This is a genomic window from Acidaminobacter sp. JC074 (assembly GCF_022496765.1).
GTDB lineage: Bacteria > Bacillota > Clostridia > Peptostreptococcales > Acidaminobacteraceae > JABXKX01.
In genome coordinates, this window is record NZ_VANV01000008.1 from 47,797 (window position 1) to 68,354 (window position 20,558).

Below are 20,558 nucleotides of genomic sequence, written 5' to 3' on the forward strand. Positions count from 1 at the left end.
TTATTTATAAGTGAAAAACTTGCATTGTTTGAAAAGGTCGGATAAACTTATGCTAAACTTAATGGTGGCAGAAGCATTAAAAGTTTTGTTGTAATAAAGGTGAGGATATGATTATTAACGATTTGATATTGGAGTTAGACGATGACAATAAAGTGGTGGACTGTATTGTTAATGACCAAAGTTTAGACAAAAGAAGGCTCAAGTTTGAAGGTAAACTACTTGATCTGGATTATGTTAAGAAAAAGGGGTTATATGAGCTTTTTAACATGACCTATTACTATGAAATCAACATCCTAAAGGGCGTCTCATATGTATTTTTTTCTAAGCAGGTGATAGAGTCCGTGATGACAAAACAGGCCCTAGAGACCATTGATGTAGGCATACAGATTTATAATAAGCAGGGCTATAATTTATATTTAAACCAAGTGTCTGAGCAGATGAGTGGCATAGAAAAAGAGGACTTTGTTGGCACCCACCTTGTAGATTTATACAACCTAGATGAGGACTTTTCTACTGTTTTGACTACCATTCGAACAGGTAGGCCGACAATGGATAGATGTGATTACTTTGAAACCAGGGACCATAAGGCTTTGGTTACCATCAACTCAGGTTTTCCTACATACTATGAAGATGAGCTGATAGGGGTTGTTTTAACTGAAAACTCCATAGATACCATCAACAAACAGGCTCATAAAAAACTTTATTTAAACGAATACCTGCAAAGCAAGCATACATCTTTTGAAAAGAGTAAGTACTTTCAGTTCAAAGATATTATTTATCAATCAAAGTCTATGGAGAAGACCATCAATGTGGCTAAGAAGGTTTCTATGACTTCTTCATCTATTTTAATTTACGGGGATACAGGTACAGGTAAAGAGCTTTTGGCCCAGAGTATTCATTCCTTCTCCTATGGAAATGATAGACCTTTTATAGCGGTTAACTGTGCAGCTATTCCTGAAAGTCTGGCAGAAAGCTTGTTCTTTGGCGTGGTTAAGGGGGCTTATACGGGCAGCGAGAATTCAGAAGGTTTCTTTTCTCAAGCTAATGGTGGTACCTTGTTTCTAGATGAAGTCAACTCAATGTCATTAAATATGCAGTCCAAGCTTTTAAGAACACTTCAAAATAAAACCTATAGAAAGATTGGCTCTCAAAAGGAATATCCCTTTGAAGCGCGTATCATAACTGCTTCTAATGATGATTTGAGTAAGTTAATAGAAACCAAACTATTTAGATCAGATTTTTATTACCGTATTTCAACCATAACACTTGATTTGCCAAACCTACCAGAAAGAAAGGATGATATTCCTCTATTAACGGAACACTTTATTTCTAAGTTTAACAAGAAGTATATGAAGCGTGTAGATGGTGTAAGCCTTAGGGTACAATCTGTCTTGATGAACTACCACTGGGTGGGTAATATTAGAGAACTTGAAAATGTTATAGAATATGCCTTTGCCTTGATACCAGACCATACAGAGATTATTGAGTTTGATCATTTGCCAGCTTATATACAGATGCATACCAATCATTTGATGGATAAGCCTATTGAGATCATTAAGAAGTATCAAGAACCTGTTGATTTTGGAGCTCCTTTAGGGACAACACTGGGGGCATATGAGAAGTGGCTGCTTTTGAATCATTTAGATATCAACAATTGGAATATATCAAAAACAGCAGAAATTTTAAATTTAAGAAGACAAAGTTTACAATATCGAATAAAAAAATATGACTTAAGTAAGAATTAGTGCAAAATGATTTTGCGATTCTTATAAGAGGGTCATAAATAAGTGAATAAATGCCAAATGAGTTTGCAGTAGGTGCAAACTCATTTGGCGTTTCTTGTTTTTGAAGGCTTTATATTGTATGAATTATCTGAAAATATGGGCAAAACGTTGAATTATCGTCAAAAATAATGGCACGCGATTTGCATATAGTATTTACGAGGGGGAAATAGAATGAATTTAAAACTATCATGTCCTAGTGAAATCAAACAAGTTGTACTAGGACCGGAAATAAAAATAGAACATGTCATAGCAGTTGCAAGGTACAAGGCTGAAATATCATTTTCTGATGATTTTATAAAGCGTGTGACACATGCCAGAAAGATTGTAGAAGAATTAGCCGGTGGTGAAACACCCATATACGGTATCAATACTGGACTGGGGGAAAACTGGAAAAGAAAGATTTCTAAAGAGGATAGAGAAATAGTTCAAAGAAACAACTTATTATCACATGCCTGTTCTTTAGGAGAGCCATGTAGTAAGGATCAAGTTAGGGCTATGATGTTTGTTATGATTCAGCATCTGGGTATGGGGCATTCTGGTATTCGTTTAGAAACTTTAGAAGTCTTAAAAGCACTTTTAAACAAAGATATCATACCATATGTACCTAGACATGGTTCGGTTGGTTATCTGTGTTTAGAAGCTCATATAGGTTTGGTACTTATTGGAGAAGGAAAGGCCTATGTAGATGGCAAGCTGTATCCTGCTAAAGAAGCTCTTGAATTGAAAGGTTTAGAAGCGACCGTGATTTCTAGTAAAGAGGGTTTGTCTCTTACTTCTGGGACAACATCTGTTACAGCCTTTACAGCCTTGGGCTTGTACGATGCTTTGATTCTAGCTCAAACAGCTGATCTTGTAGGCGCCATGTCTCTTGAAGTTTTAAAGGGAACTGTTATGGCTATGGATGAAAGACTGATGGCACAAAGGCCACATGAAGACCAAGCCAATACAGCTTATAACATCAGAACCATCCTTGAAGATAGTGAAATTATCAAACATTATGAAAATCACAGAGTACAAGATGCCTTGTCATTAAGGTCTATGCCGCAACTGCATGGGGCAGCAAAAAAGGTTTTAAAAGATGCCTTGGTGACTTTGGAAATAGAACTGAACTCGTCAGTAGACAATCCGCTTGTCTTTGATGAAGACGGTGTGGGCTTTGCATTGATGGGATGTAATGCAGACGGGTCTTATCTTGGTATTGCAGCGGACGCTTGCGTCATAGCTGTGGCAAACTTGATGAAGATGTCAGAAAGAAGATTAGACAGACTGGTCAATCCACTTATAAACGAACTGCCAGCCTTCTTAAACTCTAACCCAGGTCTTAATAATGGCCTGATGATACCGCAGTATACAGCGGCTGGTATTATGGGACAAATTAAGATTTTAACCCACCCGGCAAGTGTAGATAACTTTGTAACATGTGCCAATCAAGAAGATTATGTCAGCATGGGTTATAACTGTGCAAAGAAGTTAGTAGAAGTTACAGATCTTGCCAAGTACATTTTATCAACAGAGCTTTTCAATGCCTGCCAGGGTCAAGATTTTTATACAGATATAAAACCTGCATCAGCTACCAAACATGTTAGAGACAAGGTAAGAGAAGTCGCACCATTTGTACATGACGACTCTAATATGAGTCCTTACATAGAAGCCATTGCAGTTCAAATTAAGGAAAGAGTTATTATGAAAACACTTGAGGAGGTGACGAATCAACTAAAGTTTTAGCACTTATAGGTTATAATAGTATTTGAGGGGGAAAAATGAAAAAATTAAGATTAAGTATGATCAGTGTACCAATTATCATTTTCGTTGGTGTTATTATTGCAAGTATGATTAATGCAGATGTTGCAACATCTTCTATCACCAATGTTTATCTTTGGATGGCATCACAATTTGGTTGGTTTGCACAACTTGCATGTTTTATATTCTTAGTATCAGTAATGGTTATTGCATTTTCAAAAGTTGGACGTATTAAGTTTGGTGGCAGGGATGCTAAACCAGAGTTGTCAACCTGGGCTTATTTTACCATAGCACTTTGTGCAGGTATTGGTACAGGCATCATGTTCTGGGGACCTATTGAGCCACTTTATTTCTCACAAGCATTACCTGAAGGTGTTAACTTAGTGCCGGGTTCACCGGAAGCGATTCAGTTTGCTATGAACAAGGCCTTTATGCACTGGACATTCACACCATATGCATTGTACGTACTGTGCGGTTTTGGTATTGCCTATGCTATGTATAATATGAAGCTGCCACAAGCGGTATCATCTGGTATGGCACTTCTATTTGGTGAAAAGTTCTTAGAAAGTAAATGGAGAACAGTTGTAGATGCCATTGCCTTAACAGCTATTTGTTCTGGTTTAGCAGGTGGTTTAGCAAATGGTCTTATTCAACTAGGTGCAGGTTTAGAAATGATTTCTGGCATCCAGTCGGGACCAGCAATCTGGATTATGTTTGCAGTCGTTATTACAACTATTTATACGATTTCATCAGCTTCAGGTTTACAAAAGGGGATCAAATGGTTATCAGATAAAAATGCATGGATCTTTATTGTATTCTTGTTGATTACATTGTTCTCTGGTCCTACTAAGTTCCTAATGGAACTGACAGTGAATTCATTTGGTGGTTATTTAAATAATTTTGTATCGTCATCAATATTCTTAGCACCAGGTACTTCGGATATGTGGGTTGAATGGTGGGATACTTTCTACTTAGCAGACTGGTTGTCATTCTCACCAGTGATTGGTTTATTCTTAGCTAGAATCTCTTATGGTAGAACAATCAGAGAATTTGTACTAATCAACTTAATTGCACCTGCCATGTTTGGTGTATTATGGTTTGGTGTGTTCGGTGGCTTTGCTATCAACTTAATGGAGTCAGGTACATTTGACATGTTCTCTTATATGACAACAGTAGGATTTGATGGTGTTATGCTGAAATTGGCTGAGTTCTTGCCACTGGGTCAGATTATTCAACCACTTATTATTGTAACAGTTATGCTTTCATACATTACAATGGCTGACTCTATGACATCTTCAATATCTTTAATGTCTTTAAAAGACAATATTGGTGTTAAAGAAGCGCCACTTCTTGTAAAGGTATTCTGGGGCTCATTAATGGGTGCTTTAGCAGTTATCTTTGTTACAGCAGGTGGTATCAATGGTATGAAGACTCTACTTGCAATTTCAGGTTTCCCTGTACTTATTATCATGTGTTTCTTGTTTGCAGGTATCATCAAGCGACTGGTCATTGATAAAAACTACAGCATGGACGAAGTTGTGGAGCCTAAGCCAATTGGTTTAAAAGACAAGAACTTAGATAAGGTCATTATGACTGAGACTGAAATAAAAGAGGCTTAAATGAACTTTTTAGAGTTATTTGAGATTCCAAGTGAAGGAAAGATTTTAGAAAACATGATCGTCACAGATTATGAGAAAGATATCCTCATGAAAATGGAGAAGAAATCACTTGACGAAGATCAATTATTAAAGATTATAGAGGATGTTTTAAAGGATTATAACATAGAGATTTCACCTAAAAGACTCCTCATGGACATGTATAAAAGGGCCAATATCAACAAGGTGTCAGAGGATGTATATACATGTTCTAGCCTTTATACCAGACTGGCTTACTTTGCTCAGTATGAGCAAGACCTTTGGAAAAGGGTACCTGAAAAAATCAGACAAGATATCGATAAATGGTATGTCAAGAAATATGCTGATGGGGCACTTCCAAGACTTAAGGAAATTCAAGAAGGTAAAAGAGAGCTTATAGAAAACGCCTACTTTTATACTTTGGATGAAACCTTAGAACTAATAGACAGTCTCGATAAAGACATTTATGTCGTACCTTGCAACTGCAGGTCCATTCAAATGACTTGTGACAAGCATGTTAATACCTGTATGTTGTTTGAATACGACATCAACTCAGAGTACGACAGAGGTAGAGGAAAGGTTATTTCAAAAGAGGAGGCAAAGGCCATAGCCATAAAGGCAGATAAAAATGGCTTAATGCATACGTCTGAAGAAGCTCATGCCATTTGTCATTGTTGCGGAGACTGCTGTTATCCTATCAGAGCCTCAGAAGTTATAGGTACAAGAGGCATATGGCCCAAAAGAAGATATGATATAAGTTTTAATGAAGACAAATGTATTTCATGTAAGAAGTGTACAAAAATCTGTAACTTTGATGCTTTTGTATATGAAGACAGTCAGATCAAGTTTGATCCAGACAAGTGTTTTGGATGTACTATCTGTGAAAGCAATTGTCCAACTGAAGCTATTTCAATTCATAAAATAAAGTGACTTACTTTATTTACTTACAGTGATAAGAGACCATTTTTAATAAGATGGTCTCTTATCATATCCTTTTGTAGGATGTAACTTTCATAATGTATGAATTTTATCGATTTGCATAAATGATGCGAAAGTACCATATTATGGTGTATAATGAAATAGAGTGAAAAGATAAAGAGGTAAGATGAAAATGAGAATAAGTAAATCGATTGTTATTACAGCTATGGCAGTAATGGCAGTTTTTCTTGCTATAGCTTTATTTGAAGGTTATAAGTTTAGGTCCACCCAAGTTGAAGCTGCTCAGTATGCCATTACAAAAATATCTGAAACATCTGAAGTAGTCAGCCATCTGAGATATAACTGGGATGAAATGAGTGAAAGAGAGAGGCTTGAGGATATATACCGTATAGAGTCAATGATTGAGTCTACAGATGCTGTTTTGTCAATTATGCAGCTAAATACGCCCATCACCTACAGGTATAAGGCGACCTTTAGAATCTTTAGAGACCAGGCTTTTGATCAAGATCAAGAAGACGTCATTGTATTTTTAGACAAGCTGTTAAATGATTTTAGATCTGTAGAATCTTATGCAGCTGAAAATAATGTGATTCCCATGAGTCAAAAACAGTTTGACGATGATTTAAATGAGCTTTTAACAGCAATGGAAATCATCAATAAGTCAGAGCCTTGGGAATCTGTTTCAGGAGGACTGGATTAAAGGGAAATGAAGAAGGTAATAACAACATATATTCTTACATTTATAGTATTATTTTTACTCTGTTTATTATATGAATGCACTACAACATATCATCCTTCATTTGGATTTGACTTAAGTTTAATTATCAAACATTTTTCTACTTTATACTCAGCTCGGTACATCTTATATGGCATAGCATCTCTATTTGGTGCATGGATGCTTACATATATTTACGAGGCCCAAAATGATTGGTTAAAGAAGCATACATGGATACGTGTGAAAATTAGTGAGAAAAAGAAAGGTCATGCTTATTCAATAAGTCCTAGAGGTAGTGGTTCTACAGTTTTCTATTTTACACTCATTGCTTATAATGATCTTGGTGAAAGATTGCCTCTTGCTTGTACATCCTTGGAATATGGCTTAATCGATGTTGGTGAAGTTGTGGATGTAGCTGTTAGAAAAAATAGAATACTTGACTTTAGACGTGTCAATGGAGGGCAATAAGTTGAAAAAGGTACTACTATATGTTTTTATAAGTCTAATGGTAATTGCTTTATATGCCTGTGACGAAGGCGGACCAGAAAATCATATTATAGATCTTTTAAATGATGAAGAGTTAAACACTTTTTCAGAGCAAGATATTGCCATACGTCTAGAAGTAGAAGAAATTTTATTAAGACGACTTCTAATAGATTATGATACATTCAGAATAGCCTATAAGGAATTTCTTATTTATAAAGATGACCCTGATCACTTCCATGCTGGTGCATATATTTTAAGAAGTATTCCCTACGATGAGCTTTTGCTAGCAGATTTCATCGGACTGAATGTAAAAGAAATGAGAAAGCTTTTAGAAGAAGAAACAGATATGAAGAGATATTTTAGAATCTTAAACATGGATTCTGATATTGCATTTACTCTTTCTGTTACAGGCATCTATGAAGGTTATGATAAAGATGAGTCATATGTTTATGTGACTGTTGAAAAGGAGACACAGACAATATTATATGCATATACCTATAAGTATCATTTTAAAGAAGTAGATGGTATGAAAAAGATTTTACAAAAGAATTACATAGCCAATCATTTTTATGATAAGGATGGTTCAGATCAAACCAATAAGGAACCAATCTATTATTATAAAAGAACAGATCAAGGTATAAAAGAAGAACCCATTCAATATGACTACATCATTGACATGAACCACTTTTTAGAAAAGTATTATGACTATGACATAACACCATTTGTTTATTAAAAAACACATTTTCAGGATGTGTTTATTTTTTTTCAAAAAGTTTTTAAAAAGGGGACACAAAAAAATATAAAGGTCCGCATACTATAGTGAAGGTTAACACGACAGATAAAGGAGCGTAAGATGAAAAAAACAATTTCTAGAGTAATGGTCATTATGTTGGTCATCATGAATGTATTTGTAACAGGCGTATTTGCAGATGAGAATGAGCTCATTGTAAAAGACTTTGATTTAGATGGATTTGATAGCATCCTAGTAGAAGATGCTTTTGAAGTTTCTGTTAATCAAGGAGATGCTTACGAAGTAAAGGTCTCATATACAGAGTCTGTAGAAGAAAAACTTGATATTAGAGTAGATGGTGATACTCTTATATTAGGTATTAAGGACAATCAATCGGTCATGAATGCAGAATATAAAGCTGAGGTTATCTTACCAGATTTAGAGGATTTAACACTGAGATATGCATCTAGTGTAAGTGGTGAAATGACTGTTGATTCTTTAAATATTGATTTAAGTAATGCCAGTGAAGTAAGTCTCGAAGGTGCTGCTAACGAAGTGAAAATCAATGCGACTAATGCAAGTACAGTTGAAATGGAAGATTTTGAAGCAAAGAATGCAGAAGTCATCAGTAAACGTGCATCACATGTTCAACTGAGTGTTCTTGATCAAATAGAAGTTCAAGCTGAAAGTGCATCTTCAGTAGAAATCTATGGTAATCCAGAAGTAAAAACATCAGAAAGTGATATTTCTAGTTCGATTGACTTTGATCTAGAAGAGGATGAAGATTTTGACGAAGATGATTATGACTTTGATGAAGACGAAGACTTTGACGAAGATGATTATGACTTCGATGAAGATGATTATGACTTCGATGAAGATGAAGACTATGACGAGGACGATTATGATTTCGATGAAGATGAAGACTATGACGAAGATGATTATGATTTCGATGAAGATGAAGACTATGACGAAGATGATCATGACTTCGATGAAGATGAAGACTATGACGAAGATGATTATGACTTCGATGAAGATGAAGACTATGACGAAGATGATTATGACTTCGATGAAGATGAAGACTATGACGAAGATGATTATGATTTCGATGAAGATGAAGACTATGACGAAGATGATTATGATTTCGACGAAGACGAAGACTTTGATGAAGATGAATATGATTTCGACGAAGACTTTGACTTCGATGAGGACTTGAATAGTTACTTTGATGATAGTATGCTTGAAGAAGCATATGGTGAATACGCTGAAGAGGTAGAAGAAGCTATGGTAAAATTAGAAGAAGCCATGCAAGAGCTTGAAGCCTTAATGATTCAGCTAAATGATGTATTTTATAATTTAATGGACTAAGAACAAGACATTACTGTATAAGGCTATACAGTTTTTGTCGTTTAATAAATCAGGGTGTGTTATATGAAGATAGTAGCATTTAAGACAAAGAATAAGAGCATAGAAGATCGACTAATTCGTATAAAAAATGACGATAAACTAGAAAGAGAGTTGTTCATAGAAGAATACATTCCTTTTGTCGTGAAAGTAACAGCCAGGTTTTTAGGTGGTTATGTTGATCTGCATAATAGTGATGAATATTCAGTTGCCTTACTAGCATTTAATGAGGCTATTAACAAGTATGAATTGAATAAAGGCTCCTTTATCAACTTTGCATCACTAGTCATCAACAACCGTTTAAAAGATTATAAAATAAGTAATAAGAAACACTTTTCTAATGTACCAATTGATGAAAAAGTGATGAATGATGGCGGTTTAATTGAAAAAAGTGATTTTACAGAAAGACTGGATATAAAAAATGAGATTGAGCTCTTTACTGTAAAGCTTAATGCCTTCAACATTCAGATGACGGATTTGGTTGCAGAATCACCTAAACATCAGAAAACGAGGGTAAGGTCGGTAAAGATGGCCAAGTATATCATTGATGTAGAAGAGTTAAAGGCTAATTTCTATAGATTGAAACGTCTGCCTGTTTTAATACTGTCAAAGGCCTTTAAGGTAGCTGTTAAAACAATAAAGAGAAGTAGAAAGTTTACAATTGCGACCACCATCGTTTTAGACAGTGACCTGCAGTTGATTAAATCGAGGGTCTTACAGATTGAAAGAGGTGAAGAGGATGTATAAAGGAATCGTATTTGAAGTGAATACTGACTTTATTCTTGTTCACTGTGATGATGGTCGGTATTTAAAACTTAGAAAAAGAGGACAAGTCAGTGTTGGATCATACATTGCCTTTTTTGAAGAAGACATTATAAAACCTAGAAGTAGAAGGTATGTCGCTGTTAGTATAGCGGCTATTCTAATCATAGCATTAATTGTACAGCCATTTATGCTACCTACAAAAGAGGTTTATGCCATTGTATCATTAGACAATGTGTCAAGTGTTGAGTATGCAGTAGATGAAAAAGGTATTGTTGTAGATGTGAAACCTTTAAACCCACAAGGTGAGTTGATTATTGAGAAACGCTTTGTAGGCATGCTTATAAATGATGTTATCAAGACTTCTATCGATAAATCAGTAGAGCAAGGTTTTATCAAGGATAAGGCAAATGATATCTTAATTTCTGAGACTATAGTTGCTAATGGAAAAGTAGATTATCTTGTAGATGAGAAGGCACTATCAGTGATTAAATCTGATGAAAGTATTGGTAATCTGTATCTTGTAAGAACCACTGAAGAGCTTCTAGATAAAGCAGATGATGAAAAAGTGTCGGCTGGTAAAATGTATTTGGCTTCGGAAATTGCCAATCGAACTGAAGAGACTGTTAATGAGCTTCTTGAAAAATCTGTAGATGAACTGATTGAGAATGTAGAAAATTCTTTAGATGAGTTAGAGGAAATGAATGAAGTTCAAGAAGAGGTCATAGAAACCATAGAAGGTGTTCATGAGGAACTTGATCAACTTGTGGTTAGATATCCATATATGCAGGGAACTGTTGATGAAGTAAGACAAGAACTAGATATTGTTGGTGGTTCAATAGAAGACATTGAATTACCTGATTTAAAGGATATGATAGATGAAATTGAACAGTCAATTATTGAAGAAATAGATGCCTATGAAGAAGAAGATTTTGACGAAGACGATGATGAAGAGTATTTTGCCGAGGATGATGAAGACTTTAGCGAGGATGAGGACTTTGATGAAGACGAAGACTTTGATGATGACTTTGACATAGACGAAGAATTTGACCAAGATTACTTTGATCAGTTAGAAGAAGAACTGATGACATTTGAAGAAGCCTTGATAGAGGAACTCGAACAAGAAAACTTTGATATTGAGAACTTTGACATAGAAGACTTTTTAGGTCAATTTGAATTTGAAGTCTTAGATGTAGAGCTTTTAACTGAAGAGATCAGCTCAGAAATGATGGATGTGGAAACTTTTATTGAAGATCTTTATGAGGCACTTTATGAAGATGACTTCTTAGAAGATTTTGACTCTGAAGACTTGGATGCGGATGCCTTTAGGGGTGAACTTGAAAGTGAAATTGAAGAACTTGAAGTTACTATAAGAGAGCTTGAAGAGGAAATAGATGATTTAAAAGAAGAAGCTGATTCTTTAGAAGATGAGCATTTGGATGCGCACAATAAAATCATTATTGAAATGGAAGAACTTATTGAAGCCATTGATTTTGAACTAGAAGCCTTAGAGGAGCTACTTGAAGAGATTGAAGCAGAAAGTGAAGAGGAGGAGTAAGATCTACTTGAATGTAGATTAAAAGTGCACAAAATGGGTATATATAGTAAGAGGTGATTTTATGGATGTTAAGTTAGATCAAAGTTTAATTGACTACATGCATCATCATCGCCATAATGCTATCACTTTGTCAGTGGTAAAAGACATGATTAATTTCCATAATGTGGTATATACAAAATATCCATTGATTAATTACAAAATGCCTAAACACTTAGAACAATATGATGAATATCAGGTTGGCGATATTTCAGTGTATGTTTCAAAAGAAGCAGATGTAGAGGGCGAAACCATCGAATTTCATGATAAGAAAAAATGGGGACGTCATAAGTGTTACGTTGAAGGCATCAGATTTGATAAAATCGATCCATTCACACATTAAACTGGTGACATACCAGTTTTTTCTTTTGTTTACTTTTGTATCATTTGGGTATACATTTTAAAAGGAGTGATGACCATGACACTAGAAGTTAAAGACATGATGAAAACCTTAGAAGAGTATGAAGGACAACATACAAATTTTATCGGCAATAGACATGAGGATGATGAATCGCTCGATAAAGTAATTCATGATTTTCTTATAAAAGAAGCGAAAAAACAGTTGATGTAACAGTAAAGATCCTTGAAGTCTCAGGGGTCTTTTCTTTATATCCATATACTTATTTTATCAGGAATTATAAGCACTTTTGTTTCATATAAAATTGTAAAGAATTATGTCATTTTATATACTATTTTGTGAGTGAAAGAGAGGGCTATATGAGGAGTAATGAGGATTTGACAATTGGAGAATTGGCAAAAATGAATGATGTATCCACACATCAAATCAGGTTTTATGAGGAGAAAGGCATTTTAAAGCCTGCTTATATTGATGACAATGGATACAGGAAGTACAATTTAGATTCTATGTATCAAATGTCGCATGTTATGATGTTAAGGGAAATGAATATTTCTGTTGGAAAAATAAGAGAAGCTATGGAAAAGGATACATCTATTTACATTGATGAAATCGAGAAAAGCATACTTGGATTGAAGAGACAAATTAGAGAACTCGAGGAAAAAGTTGTTTTTACTGAATCAACGCTTGAGGCAATCATCGAGCTAAGAGATTCTGTAGATACTTATAGTGAAGTATATTATGAACAGAGCCAGTACGGTGCAATCGTTACCTATACTGTGGATGAGTGGCCTACGCCTAAAGAAGTCTATGAAGGCTACGTGACAAATGGGCTAATAGGTTACAAACATCCTTTAACAACTTTTGTACTAGATAGAACCTTATATTTATCTATCAAGAACTTTAGTTCAGATATAACCTTAACGAAAGAAGAAGGAAGATATCTCAAACATGTTGTCGTAATTTCTGATTTTAGCGAGTTGACTGAGGTTGTAAATGATTATCTTACCTATGCATATGAGAATGGTTATAAGCTATGCAAACAGATGGTTATAAGAGAAGAGTGTTGCAACACCTATATAGATAATCACATATATGTCATGATTATCGAGGCTAAAATAATATAGAGGCTTGACCTTAGACCCACTAGAAGGTGTATTCTTTAATGTGTTTTAAAACTGCTTAATGTAAGCAGTTTTTTTAATGACATTTTGGGAGGATATATGAGATATAGGACGGTACCGATGATTTTATTTGGCTTAGTGTGTGTCATAGTTACATCGTATGTTATTTTAACCTTTGAATTTAAATCAATTCTAAAAGAAACAGATGAATCTATGATTGAAATGCAAGCTAAACTCGAACTGCAACGTGTGAAGTTTGCAATAGAAAAACACAGAAAGATGTTGGATGATTTGATTCATGATTATGCTGTATGGGATAGTTTCTATCTAGCTTTGAAACATAATAATGGTAAATGGGTTAGAAAAACAGTTAAGAATGTTTTTGATTACAATGAGGATATAGCCTATGTAAGAGCAATTTCTACAGATGGTATGAACTACTTGCTTTCTAATCTTAATGATGATGATACTTCAAAGTTAGATATCAGTGTAGATAAGTTGATCGAAGAAGAAGCGGGTGATAAGTACATCGAGATAAATGAGGAACTCTATTACATTCGTATCAAGAAGGTTACAGATGAAAGAGAAATGAGATCAAGTGGCAATCTAGTAATCATCAGTAAGATGAAAGTTGAACCATCTATGAATTTCTTGGACTTAGGTGACAATGAACTCAAGTATAACTATGAGATTGAAGATGGCTTACTCATAAGCAGGATTTATTTGAATGAGGATATTGCCTTTAAGTCCGAGTCGAGTATAGAAGGCTTTATGAAAATAAGTCATGGCATGGTTATAAGACTGATTTCCTTGACATTTGTATTGGCTACTTTTATCCTTGGACTTTTTCTTTTTATCTTACTAAAGGCAAATAAGGCAATGAAGGTTTCAATGACTTATTTAGAAATGGTTATCAATGAGGAAGAAATAAAAGTCCTAGATGATATGAACAATGAAGAGGTCCATTGTTTCTTAAACAATATAAAAAGAATTTCAGAGAAAATACAGGACAAAATTAATCTGATCAAGAAGCAAAACAGTGATACTTTGAGTCTCTTGGTCAAGGCCATAGAAGCCAAGGATGCTTATACATGTGGTCATTCTGAAAGGGTCATGTTGCTTTCTATGACCATTGCAAGGCATTTGGATAATGTGAATCATGAAGCCTTAACCCAAGCGGCTCTATTACATGATATAGGAAAAATCGCCATTGGAGATGCCATATTAAGAAAGGCTTCTAGGCTGACTGATGAAGAGTACAGTCATATTCAAACTCATCCAAAAAGAGGGTCAGATATTCTTTCTGTATCGGATTCTTTGGGCTTTGTATCAAGAATTATTGTTGAGCATCATGAAAGATATGACGGTCAGGGCTATCCTGAAGGTCGTTTAGGTGATCAAATATGCATTGAAGCTAGAATCATCGCTGTCGCTGATGCTTTCGATGCAATGGTCTCAGACAGACCATACAGAAAAGGTATGACCTTTGATAAGGCTTTTGAAATCATTCTTGATGAGAAAGGCAAGCAGTTTGATTCAAATATAGTAGAAGAATTTATAGTAAAAAAAGCAGAGATGAAAGAAATAATAAACAAGTTTAAGGTGGGAGTAATATGTTAAAGAAAATTAAAACTCAATTAGTATTGGTACTGGTAATTACAAATCTTATAGGAATATTGACCATTGCTTTGGTTTCATATAATAGAAATCATGATTTAATTGTAAATGAGTCAAGAGAAAAGGCAAAATCTATTGTAGACCATGCCGTTCAGGTCATTGATTCAGAAATGGTGAAAAACTTATCTAGTCCTCAAGATATGAATCTTGAAGCCTATAGGCTTTTGGGGGCTGAGCTTAACAGCATCAGAACAATTGGTTCAGCCAAGTACCTTTATATCATGAGAAAAAAGGATGGCCAGTTTGAGTATATTATTGAAGCTTCGGATTATAATAGTGATGAACCGACATTACTTGGCTCAGTTGAATCAGAAATCTATGAAGGCTTTGAGCTTGCAAGCGCTGGAAATCATTTTGTTGAAGAAGATATGTCAGAATCGGAGTATGGTATTTTAATAAGTGCTTATGCACCGATTCTAGATAAGAATAATCAAGTAATAGCATTTGTTGGTGTAGATTATGACATGACGAAGGTCTATAATAATTTCCGTGAAACAGCTAAAGAAATATACCTGATTGGATTCATTTTAGTTGCACTTCTTATTTTTGTTGGTCAAGTGGTTGCTGGAAAGATTGCTAATCCGATTATTTCCTTATCTCAAAAAGCTAAGCAGGTATCAGATTATGACTATAGTTTAATTGAAAATACACAAAAAACTATTTCTGAAGAAATGGGCAATCTGCACGAAGATTTTCATACAATGATTGATAGAAACAGAGAAATGATTACAGATGTAAAACAGCTTACAAATGATGTGAACCATGTTGTAGGAGATATGCAAGCTGTGTCAAAGGAGTCGCTGCAACATAGTGAAAATGTATATGATTACGTAGAACAATTCTCTGTTGGCATCACTCAGCAGACTGAAAATAGTGAAGAAGCACTTACTAAAATGACGGATTTAGACAAGGAATTAGAGATACTTGCAGATCAAATTAACCTTGTTTCAGATAGAATGAAAGCCATAGAAGAGACATGTTCAAATGGATTTGAGACTGTCACGCTTCTTAATGATAAGTATAAGAACTATTATGGATTTAGTCATGAAATGTACGATGAGATGATTAGGCTAAAGAAGGTATCTGAAAAGATGGACCAGGTTGTCTTATGGAACAAGGATATATTTAAGAAGATTAAAATGCTGTCTCTTAATGCAACCATTGAAGCTGCTAAGGCTGGTGAAGCAGGAGCAGGATTTGCCGTTGTTGCATCTGAAATAGGTGCTTTATCTCAGCAGTCATCACAAGCGACCAATGAGATCTCTACCTACATCAATGAGTTATTGGATAGTATTTTACAAGTAGATATGAAAATGACAAGTCAGTCGAACTTGACGGATTCCATTTCTAGTGGTATTTCAAATAGTCAATCACTTTTTTCTGGCATATCAAGTAGTATTCTTGAACTAAAGGGTGACTTCCATGCTTTGAATAAAAAGACAAGTGACATGGGCCATTTGAAAAAGGAGACTTACGACATCATTTCAAATACAACAGCAACAATTCAAAACTTGTCTTCTCTAACTGAAGAGGTATGGGAGGCAACGGATGAACAAGTTAAGATTGTGACGCGTATTCAAAATCATATTGGTCATTTAAATCAAAAGAGTGATGAACTCTCTGAAACAGTTAGTGTTTATAAAATCAACTAGGTGCTTGAATCTCTCCTTTCTGGGTAGGTTAAAAATGAGAGGAGAGATATTATGCTTGATCAGGAAAGGTTTGTAGAAATTGAAGCCTTGGGCGAAAAATTAAAGGTGTGGACGAAGAAATTTGGTGACAATGAAAAGTTAAAGGTTCTTATGTTACATGGAGGACCTGGTGGTTCGTGTGAAGGTTTTGAAAACTTTATTGAGCCATTTGAAAAAGCAGGTTTTGAGTTTTATTTTTACAATCAGTTGGGTTCATATTTAAGTGATGATCCAGGAGATGTTAAGTACTGGACCTTTGACCGATTTGTTGATGAAGTGGAACAAGTGAGGAAGGCTTTAAACTTAACAAAAGATAACTTCATACTCTTTGGACATTCATGGGGCGGTATGCTTGCGATGGAATATGCCTTGAAGTATCAGGACAGAATAAAAGGATTGGTTTTATCTAGTATGGTGGCGTCAATACCTGATTACAATAGGTATGAAAGAGAAGTTTTAGCGCCAAAACTCGGACCTGATTTCTTAAGTGAAATTACTAAACTTGAGGAAAAGAAGGATTTTGGAGACCGTTACAATGAACTTATCATGCCCTTTTATGAGAGCTTTGTTTTAAGGATACCACAGGCTAAATGGCCAGAACCTATTCTTAGAATGGTCGATCATTTGAATCATCAAGTCTATAATTATATGAATGGTCCTAGTGAGTTTGGCTGTATAGGTACATTTAAGGATTGGGATGTAAAAAACAGACTAAAAGAGATTGCAGTACCAACATTGGTGATTGGTGCTAAGTACAATACCATGAATCCGGACGAAACAAAGTGGATGGCAGATGAAGTTTCGAATGGACACTATCTATTTTGTCCTAATGGCAGTCATATGTGCCACTGGGATGACTCAGATAATTACTTTGATGGTTTGGTTAATTTCATAAATACATTATAAAAAATCTCGTAAGAGATTTTTTATTTGCGTTTACCTAGTTCAGTTTCTATAAATCCAGGCAAATAGTTAGGTGTACAATTTTTAGGTACTTTTTCATCTTTATAAAGACCATTTTTTTTGCCAAGTTCAATGCACTTATCTCTGTACTTTTCCTCAAATACACCAATCCAACCAGCAGTGAAGTTCATGGTCCACTGTACTTCAGGTGTTTCTGTAGCCATTTCTTTTTCAAGAGCTTCCATGAGTTGACCTGAGTTATCTTGAATCTTACCAGTCCATCTTAGTCTTGCCTGGTAGTACCAAAAAAGTCTTCTCAGAGTAGGAGATGAGTTGTGCTGCCATGAATCCAACATGGCAAGTGTATTTTTACCTTTCATGAGTTGATTGGCTAAAAACCACTCTGTAATCCTATTTCTTTCATCTAAATCAATGTCTTCAAGGTCTATGACAAGCTGATCGACAAATGCTTGATCGACAAGTTTCTTATCCATGATAAGTGTAGAAAAAAGCATTGGATAGTAGTGTTTAGTAGACCAAAGCTCCATAGCCAAGTCATGATCTTTTTTGATTTCCTTGGCCAGTTTTTTTAGGTCTCCCATTTTAACTTCAGGTAGATCAATCTTTTCTATAATAGATGCTGCTTTATTTGATAATGTCATTTGAATACCTCCTTATTTCTATATACCCCTTTGATATATTATTAAATAGTTAATTTCTTATTAAATCCCTGGTGAACATATTTGTTTGTTGTACAATTGAATAGGATATACTTGCTTAATTGTATCACATAGAAAGGCAGTCTATGTTTGACTTGATAAAGAAAATATTAATAGGCCTCTTGGTCATCGTAATTGCTACCTATATCGGCATGATTGTCTTTTTTCAATCTTTACACAGCCCTAAAAGCTATCACCTAGAAGTTTTAGATGACTTTCTTGTTGATGTGGAAGATAGGTATCGCTATGTAAAAGACACAAGCGTAAAAGAGCTTGATGGAGAGCTTATGATCAAGGTTGAATATAATGGCAGTGATCTAGAAGTGGATGAAGCCATATATGAAGATTTTAGAAGCTTCTTTATGGATGAGGAGACTCAGATTGCAATCATAGAAAAACAGCCTGGCAGGATAAAAGACCGATATTTCCCTATTATCATCATTGAGTTTGTTGATATTACCGGTATGAAAACACATTATATACAGTCGCCAATTAGACATGAAATCTATTATGTAAGAGAAAATAGAGATGATGTTTACCATATGTGGGAAAGAAAAGTTGAAAAGAGGGATATGTGAGTAAAAAAAGATGGTTAGTACTGATCCTTACTTCAATAATTGTTCTAATTTTTGCCTACAGGCATATGGCTTTAAGAGAATTATTAGGTGACTTAAAAGAAGCTGAACATAGTCATATGTTTGTTGAAAAGATTGGTGTAGGCGTCAATGAACACCATACACTTCAAGACCCTTCTAGAATTGAAAATATACTTGAGAAGATCTATGATATTCCAAAGTTTCCAACAAAGATCAAATCAAGTTTTATGGACAATGTAAGCTATAAGGGAAGATATGATGTAGAGCTTAGGATTGCAGATGATCAATCACCTCCTAACTATACCAAAGTTATATTTATGGGTAACGAGTACCTTCAAGTTGAGGTCTTTAACAAGGCAACTAAAATGGTTGAAATATATAGAGCTAAGGTTCGTTTATCGGATGAGGAGATGAATGAACTCATAGTTGGAGATTAAGATGAAAAAGAAGTTTATGGATGGTTCTGAGATAGATAAGTCATGGTTACTTGAGCATCGTTCTGTTCTTAAAAGATTAGACAGAGCTTGTTTGTCGCTTGTACATGTCGATAAGGTGAGTTTTGATTTGCCAGTCGACTATGACGATTCAGGAAAATGTCTGATTACAGATGGTTATAAATGCATGATGTACTTGCCTGTGGACGAATACTGGTGTCTGTCGGTATTTATGGATGAAGTAGGTAGCATCATCGAATGGTACTTTGATATGACCAAAGAGAATGTTGTAAATAAGAGACCCTATTTCATTGATAGTTATCTAGATATAGCCGTTTCTGCAGATGGGTATGTTGCAGTACTCGATCAAGATGAACTAGAAGAGGCTTATATAAATCAAGTCATTACTAAAGAAGAACGTGATAGGGCCTACGAGACATGTCATATGATTCAAGAAAAAATCATACCGGATAAGGTCTTTATGCATGATTTTTTCCATGAAGAATTTCATAAAATGATAAAAAAATAGAAGGTGACAACCTTCTATTCTAATATAAAGACATTTGTCTCGAACCGCTTGTTAAGTCTATTGTCTTTGTTTGTAAGCCTTGTAATAAATGTAGGATTTTTAAGTTTGATAGAAAAAGTACCATTAGAGGACCTAATTTTATTAAGAAGTCCAACAAACTTGGTCAGGCTTTCTTCGTCTTGTATTTCATACCTGTCAAAGTCAAAGACAATGCTTGGATTGTCAAGATATAGAAAGCCTTGCACGGCATAGACCATTGAAACCGTTTTATCAAAGCTTAGGTTTTCGTTAAAGGTAACAATGAAAGCGCCTTCATCGTTTTCTATCTCAAAAGCTTTTTTATCACCTTGAGGTTTTTCGATGACTTCTTTTTTACTGACTTCCTTACTCATAACACTGTCAATGACAGTTGTGATTTTATCAGCAGTAAGAGGTTTAATGATATAATGTTTGGCACCATTTCTAAGAGCGGTATAAACCTTTGATTTCTGATCAAGTGCACTGATCATAATGACTCTTGCATCAGGATCTTCTTCTAGAATATGTTCAAGTGCTTCTAAACCATCCATATTAGGCATGGTAATGTCCATGGTCACAATATCAGGTTTATGGATTCGGTATTGTAAGTAAGCTTGAGTACCATTGCTGGCTTCGCTTACAATGGTATGGCCTGCCTCTTTTAATATTGCAGTTAGGTTTCTACGCATGATGATGGAATCATCTACAATTAAAATTCTTGCCAATG

Annotated in this window: 21 protein-coding genes; 19 read left to right on the forward strand and 2 right to left on the reverse strand. The window is 34.9% G+C overall.

The annotated features are described in order from the left end of the window. Nucleotides 1-107 precede the first annotated feature (107 nt). From EZV73_RS09660 to EZV73_RS09735, 16 genes are all read left to right on the forward strand, one after another. Nucleotides 108-1,745: a sigma-54-dependent Fis family transcriptional regulator gene (locus EZV73_RS09660; protein ID WP_240840091.1), complete on the forward strand. Its 1,638-nt coding sequence runs from the start codon at nucleotides 108-110 to the stop codon at nucleotides 1,743-1,745. 210 nt (nucleotides 1,746-1,955) lie between these two features. After that, the gene (gene hutH / locus EZV73_RS09665; protein WP_240840092.1) at nucleotides 1,956-3,509 is read left to right on the forward strand and encodes a histidine ammonia-lyase; all 1,554 of its coding nucleotides are present in this window, start codon (nucleotides 1,956-1,958) and stop codon (nucleotides 3,507-3,509) included. A gap of 35 nt (nucleotides 3,510-3,544) precedes the next feature. After that, nucleotides 3,545-5,143 (forward strand): BCCT family transporter, encoded by a 1,599-nt coding sequence (locus EZV73_RS09670; protein WP_240840093.1) that lies wholly within the window; start codon nucleotides 3,545-3,547, stop codon nucleotides 5,141-5,143. Continuing rightward, on the forward strand, nucleotides 5,144-6,088 hold the full coding sequence (locus EZV73_RS09675) for a 4Fe-4S binding protein (protein WP_240840094.1): 945 nt from the start codon (nucleotides 5,144-5,146) through the stop codon (nucleotides 6,086-6,088). Between the two features lie 175 nt (nucleotides 6,089-6,263). Next, nucleotides 6,264-6,797: a hypothetical protein gene (locus tag EZV73_RS09680; protein ID WP_240840095.1), complete on the forward strand. Its 534-nt coding sequence runs from the start codon at nucleotides 6,264-6,266 to the stop codon at nucleotides 6,795-6,797. 195 nt (nucleotides 6,798-6,992) lie between these two features. Beyond that, nucleotides 6,993-7,280 (forward strand): hypothetical protein, encoded by a 288-nt coding sequence (locus EZV73_RS09685; protein ID WP_240840096.1) that lies wholly within the window; start codon nucleotides 6,993-6,995, stop codon nucleotides 7,278-7,280. 1 nt (nucleotide 7,281) lies between these two features. Beyond that, nucleotides 7,282-8,031: a hypothetical protein gene (locus EZV73_RS09690; protein ID WP_240840097.1), complete on the forward strand. Its 750-nt coding sequence runs from the start codon at nucleotides 7,282-7,284 to the stop codon at nucleotides 8,029-8,031. A gap of 120 nt (nucleotides 8,032-8,151) precedes the next feature. Beyond that, nucleotides 8,152-9,393 (forward strand): DUF2807 domain-containing protein, encoded by a 1,242-nt coding sequence (locus EZV73_RS09695; protein WP_240840098.1) that lies wholly within the window; start codon nucleotides 8,152-8,154, stop codon nucleotides 9,391-9,393. A 63-nt stretch (nucleotides 9,394-9,456) separates the two neighbouring features. After that, nucleotides 9,457-10,176, forward strand: coding sequence for a sigma factor (locus EZV73_RS09700; RefSeq protein ID WP_240840099.1), 720 nt, complete (start codon nucleotides 9,457-9,459; stop codon nucleotides 10,174-10,176). Next, on the forward strand, nucleotides 10,169-11,749 hold the full coding sequence (locus EZV73_RS09705) for an anti-sigma factor domain-containing protein (RefSeq protein WP_240840100.1): 1,581 nt from the start codon (nucleotides 10,169-10,171) through the stop codon (nucleotides 11,747-11,749). Before EZV73_RS09700 ends, EZV73_RS09705 begins: the two co-directional genes overlap by 8 nt. Before the next feature lie 61 nt (nucleotides 11,750-11,810). After that, nucleotides 11,811-12,128 carry a hypothetical protein gene (locus EZV73_RS09710; RefSeq protein WP_240840101.1) on the forward strand — a complete coding sequence of 106 codons (318 nt, stop codon included), beginning with the start codon at nucleotides 11,811-11,813 and terminating at the stop codon, nucleotides 12,126-12,128. A 75-nt stretch (nucleotides 12,129-12,203) separates the two neighbouring features. Beyond that, entirely contained in the window at nucleotides 12,204-12,356 is a 153-nt protein-coding gene (locus EZV73_RS09715; RefSeq protein ID WP_240840102.1) for a hypothetical protein, read from the forward strand. Between the two features lie 146 nt (nucleotides 12,357-12,502). Next, nucleotides 12,503-13,267: a MerR family transcriptional regulator gene (locus tag EZV73_RS09720; RefSeq protein WP_240840103.1), complete on the forward strand. Its 765-nt coding sequence runs from the start codon at nucleotides 12,503-12,505 to the stop codon at nucleotides 13,265-13,267. Nucleotides 13,268-13,363: 96 nt separating this feature from the next. Next, nucleotides 13,364-14,884, forward strand: coding sequence for an HD-GYP domain-containing protein (locus EZV73_RS09725; RefSeq protein ID WP_240840104.1), 1,521 nt, complete (start codon nucleotides 13,364-13,366; stop codon nucleotides 14,882-14,884). After that, complete coding sequence (locus tag EZV73_RS09730; protein WP_240840105.1) at nucleotides 14,878-16,593, forward strand: methyl-accepting chemotaxis protein; 1,716 nt, start codon at nucleotides 14,878-14,880, stop codon at nucleotides 16,591-16,593. The genes EZV73_RS09725 and EZV73_RS09730 overlap by 7 nt, the downstream gene beginning before the upstream one ends. A 51-nt stretch (nucleotides 16,594-16,644) precedes the next feature. Next, nucleotides 16,645-17,538 carry a proline iminopeptidase-family hydrolase gene (locus tag EZV73_RS09735; RefSeq protein WP_240840106.1) on the forward strand — a complete coding sequence of 298 codons (894 nt, stop codon included), beginning with the start codon at nucleotides 16,645-16,647 and terminating at the stop codon, nucleotides 17,536-17,538. 20 nt (nucleotides 17,539-17,558) lie between these two features. Here EZV73_RS09735 and EZV73_RS09740 read toward each other — a convergent pair whose 3' ends face one another. Further along, on the reverse strand, nucleotides 17,559-18,197 hold the full coding sequence (locus EZV73_RS09740) for a hypothetical protein (RefSeq protein ID WP_240840107.1): 639 nt from the start codon (nucleotides 18,195-18,197) through the stop codon (nucleotides 17,559-17,561). Nucleotides 18,198-18,340: 143 nt separating this feature from the next. Between EZV73_RS09740 and EZV73_RS09745 the strand changes: the two genes are divergently transcribed. The 3 genes from EZV73_RS09745 to EZV73_RS09755 are packed head-to-tail and all read left to right on the forward strand — an operon-like array spanning nucleotide 18,341 to nucleotide 19,813. Beyond that, nucleotides 18,341-18,832: a hypothetical protein gene (locus EZV73_RS09745; protein WP_240840108.1), complete on the forward strand. Its 492-nt coding sequence runs from the start codon at nucleotides 18,341-18,343 to the stop codon at nucleotides 18,830-18,832. Next, a complete protein-coding gene (locus EZV73_RS09750; RefSeq protein WP_240840109.1) occupies nucleotides 18,829-19,287 on the forward strand; it encodes a hypothetical protein in 459 nt (152 codons plus the stop codon). Before EZV73_RS09745 ends, EZV73_RS09750 begins: the two co-directional genes overlap by 4 nt. Before the next feature lies 1 nt (nucleotide 19,288). Further along, the gene (locus EZV73_RS09755) at nucleotides 19,289-19,813 is read left to right on the forward strand and encodes a DUF402 domain-containing protein (RefSeq protein ID WP_240840110.1); all 525 of its coding nucleotides are present in this window, start codon (nucleotides 19,289-19,291) and stop codon (nucleotides 19,811-19,813) included. A 14-nt stretch (nucleotides 19,814-19,827) separates the two neighbouring features. Here the strand turns inward: EZV73_RS09755 and EZV73_RS28880 are convergent, their stop codons facing one another. Beyond that, nucleotides 19,828-20,556, reverse strand: a complete 729-nt coding sequence (locus EZV73_RS28880) for a response regulator (RefSeq protein WP_330637024.1) — start codon at nucleotides 20,554-20,556, stop codon at nucleotides 19,828-19,830. Nucleotides 20,557-20,558: the final 2 nt, after the last annotated feature.

Excerpts from the sequence above, each read along its gene's own strand:
- EZV73_RS09715 (WP_240840102.1), top strand. The coding sequence starts at position 12,204 with ATGACACTAGAAGTTAAAGACATGATGAAAACCTTAGAAGAGTATGAA.
- EZV73_RS09720 (WP_240840103.1), top strand. The coding sequence starts at position 12,503 with ATGAGGAGTAATGAGGATTTGACAATTGGAGAATTGGCAAAAATGAAT.
- EZV73_RS09735 (WP_240840106.1), top strand. The coding sequence starts at position 16,645 with ATGCTTGATCAGGAAAGGTTTGTAGAAATTGAAGCCTTGGGCGAAAAA.
- EZV73_RS09660 (WP_240840091.1), top strand. The coding sequence starts at position 108 with ATGATTATTAACGATTTGATATTGGAGTTAGACGATGACAATAAAGTG.
- EZV73_RS09695 (WP_240840098.1), top strand. The coding sequence starts at position 8,152 with ATGAAAAAAACAATTTCTAGAGTAATGGTCATTATGTTGGTCATCATG.
- EZV73_RS09705 (WP_240840100.1), top strand. The coding sequence starts at position 10,169 with ATGTATAAAGGAATCGTATTTGAAGTGAATACTGACTTTATTCTTGTT.
- EZV73_RS09685 (WP_240840096.1), top strand. The coding sequence starts at position 6,993 with ATGCTTACATATATTTACGAGGCCCAAAATGATTGGTTAAAGAAGCAT.
- EZV73_RS09730 (WP_240840105.1), top strand. The coding sequence starts at position 14,878 with ATGTTAAAGAAAATTAAAACTCAATTAGTATTGGTACTGGTAATTACA.
- EZV73_RS09680 (WP_240840095.1), top strand. The coding sequence starts at position 6,264 with ATGAAAATGAGAATAAGTAAATCGATTGTTATTACAGCTATGGCAGTA.
- hutH (WP_240840092.1), top strand. The coding sequence starts at position 1,956 with ATGAATTTAAAACTATCATGTCCTAGTGAAATCAAACAAGTTGTACTA.
- EZV73_RS09700 (WP_240840099.1), top strand. The coding sequence starts at position 9,457 with ATGAAGATAGTAGCATTTAAGACAAAGAATAAGAGCATAGAAGATCGA.
- EZV73_RS09755 (WP_240840110.1), top strand. The coding sequence starts at position 19,289 with ATGAAAAAGAAGTTTATGGATGGTTCTGAGATAGATAAGTCATGGTTA.
- EZV73_RS09670 (WP_240840093.1), top strand. The coding sequence starts at position 3,545 with ATGAAAAAATTAAGATTAAGTATGATCAGTGTACCAATTATCATTTTC.
- EZV73_RS09675 (WP_240840094.1), top strand. The coding sequence starts at position 5,144 with ATGAACTTTTTAGAGTTATTTGAGATTCCAAGTGAAGGAAAGATTTTA.
- EZV73_RS09710 (WP_240840101.1), top strand. The coding sequence starts at position 11,811 with ATGGATGTTAAGTTAGATCAAAGTTTAATTGACTACATGCATCATCAT.
- EZV73_RS09725 (WP_240840104.1), top strand. The coding sequence starts at position 13,364 with ATGAGATATAGGACGGTACCGATGATTTTATTTGGCTTAGTGTGTGTC.
- EZV73_RS09745 (WP_240840108.1), top strand. The coding sequence starts at position 18,341 with ATGTTTGACTTGATAAAGAAAATATTAATAGGCCTCTTGGTCATCGTA.
- EZV73_RS09740 (WP_240840107.1), bottom strand. The coding sequence starts at position 18,197 with ATGACATTATCAAATAAAGCAGCATCTATTATAGAAAAGATTGATCTA.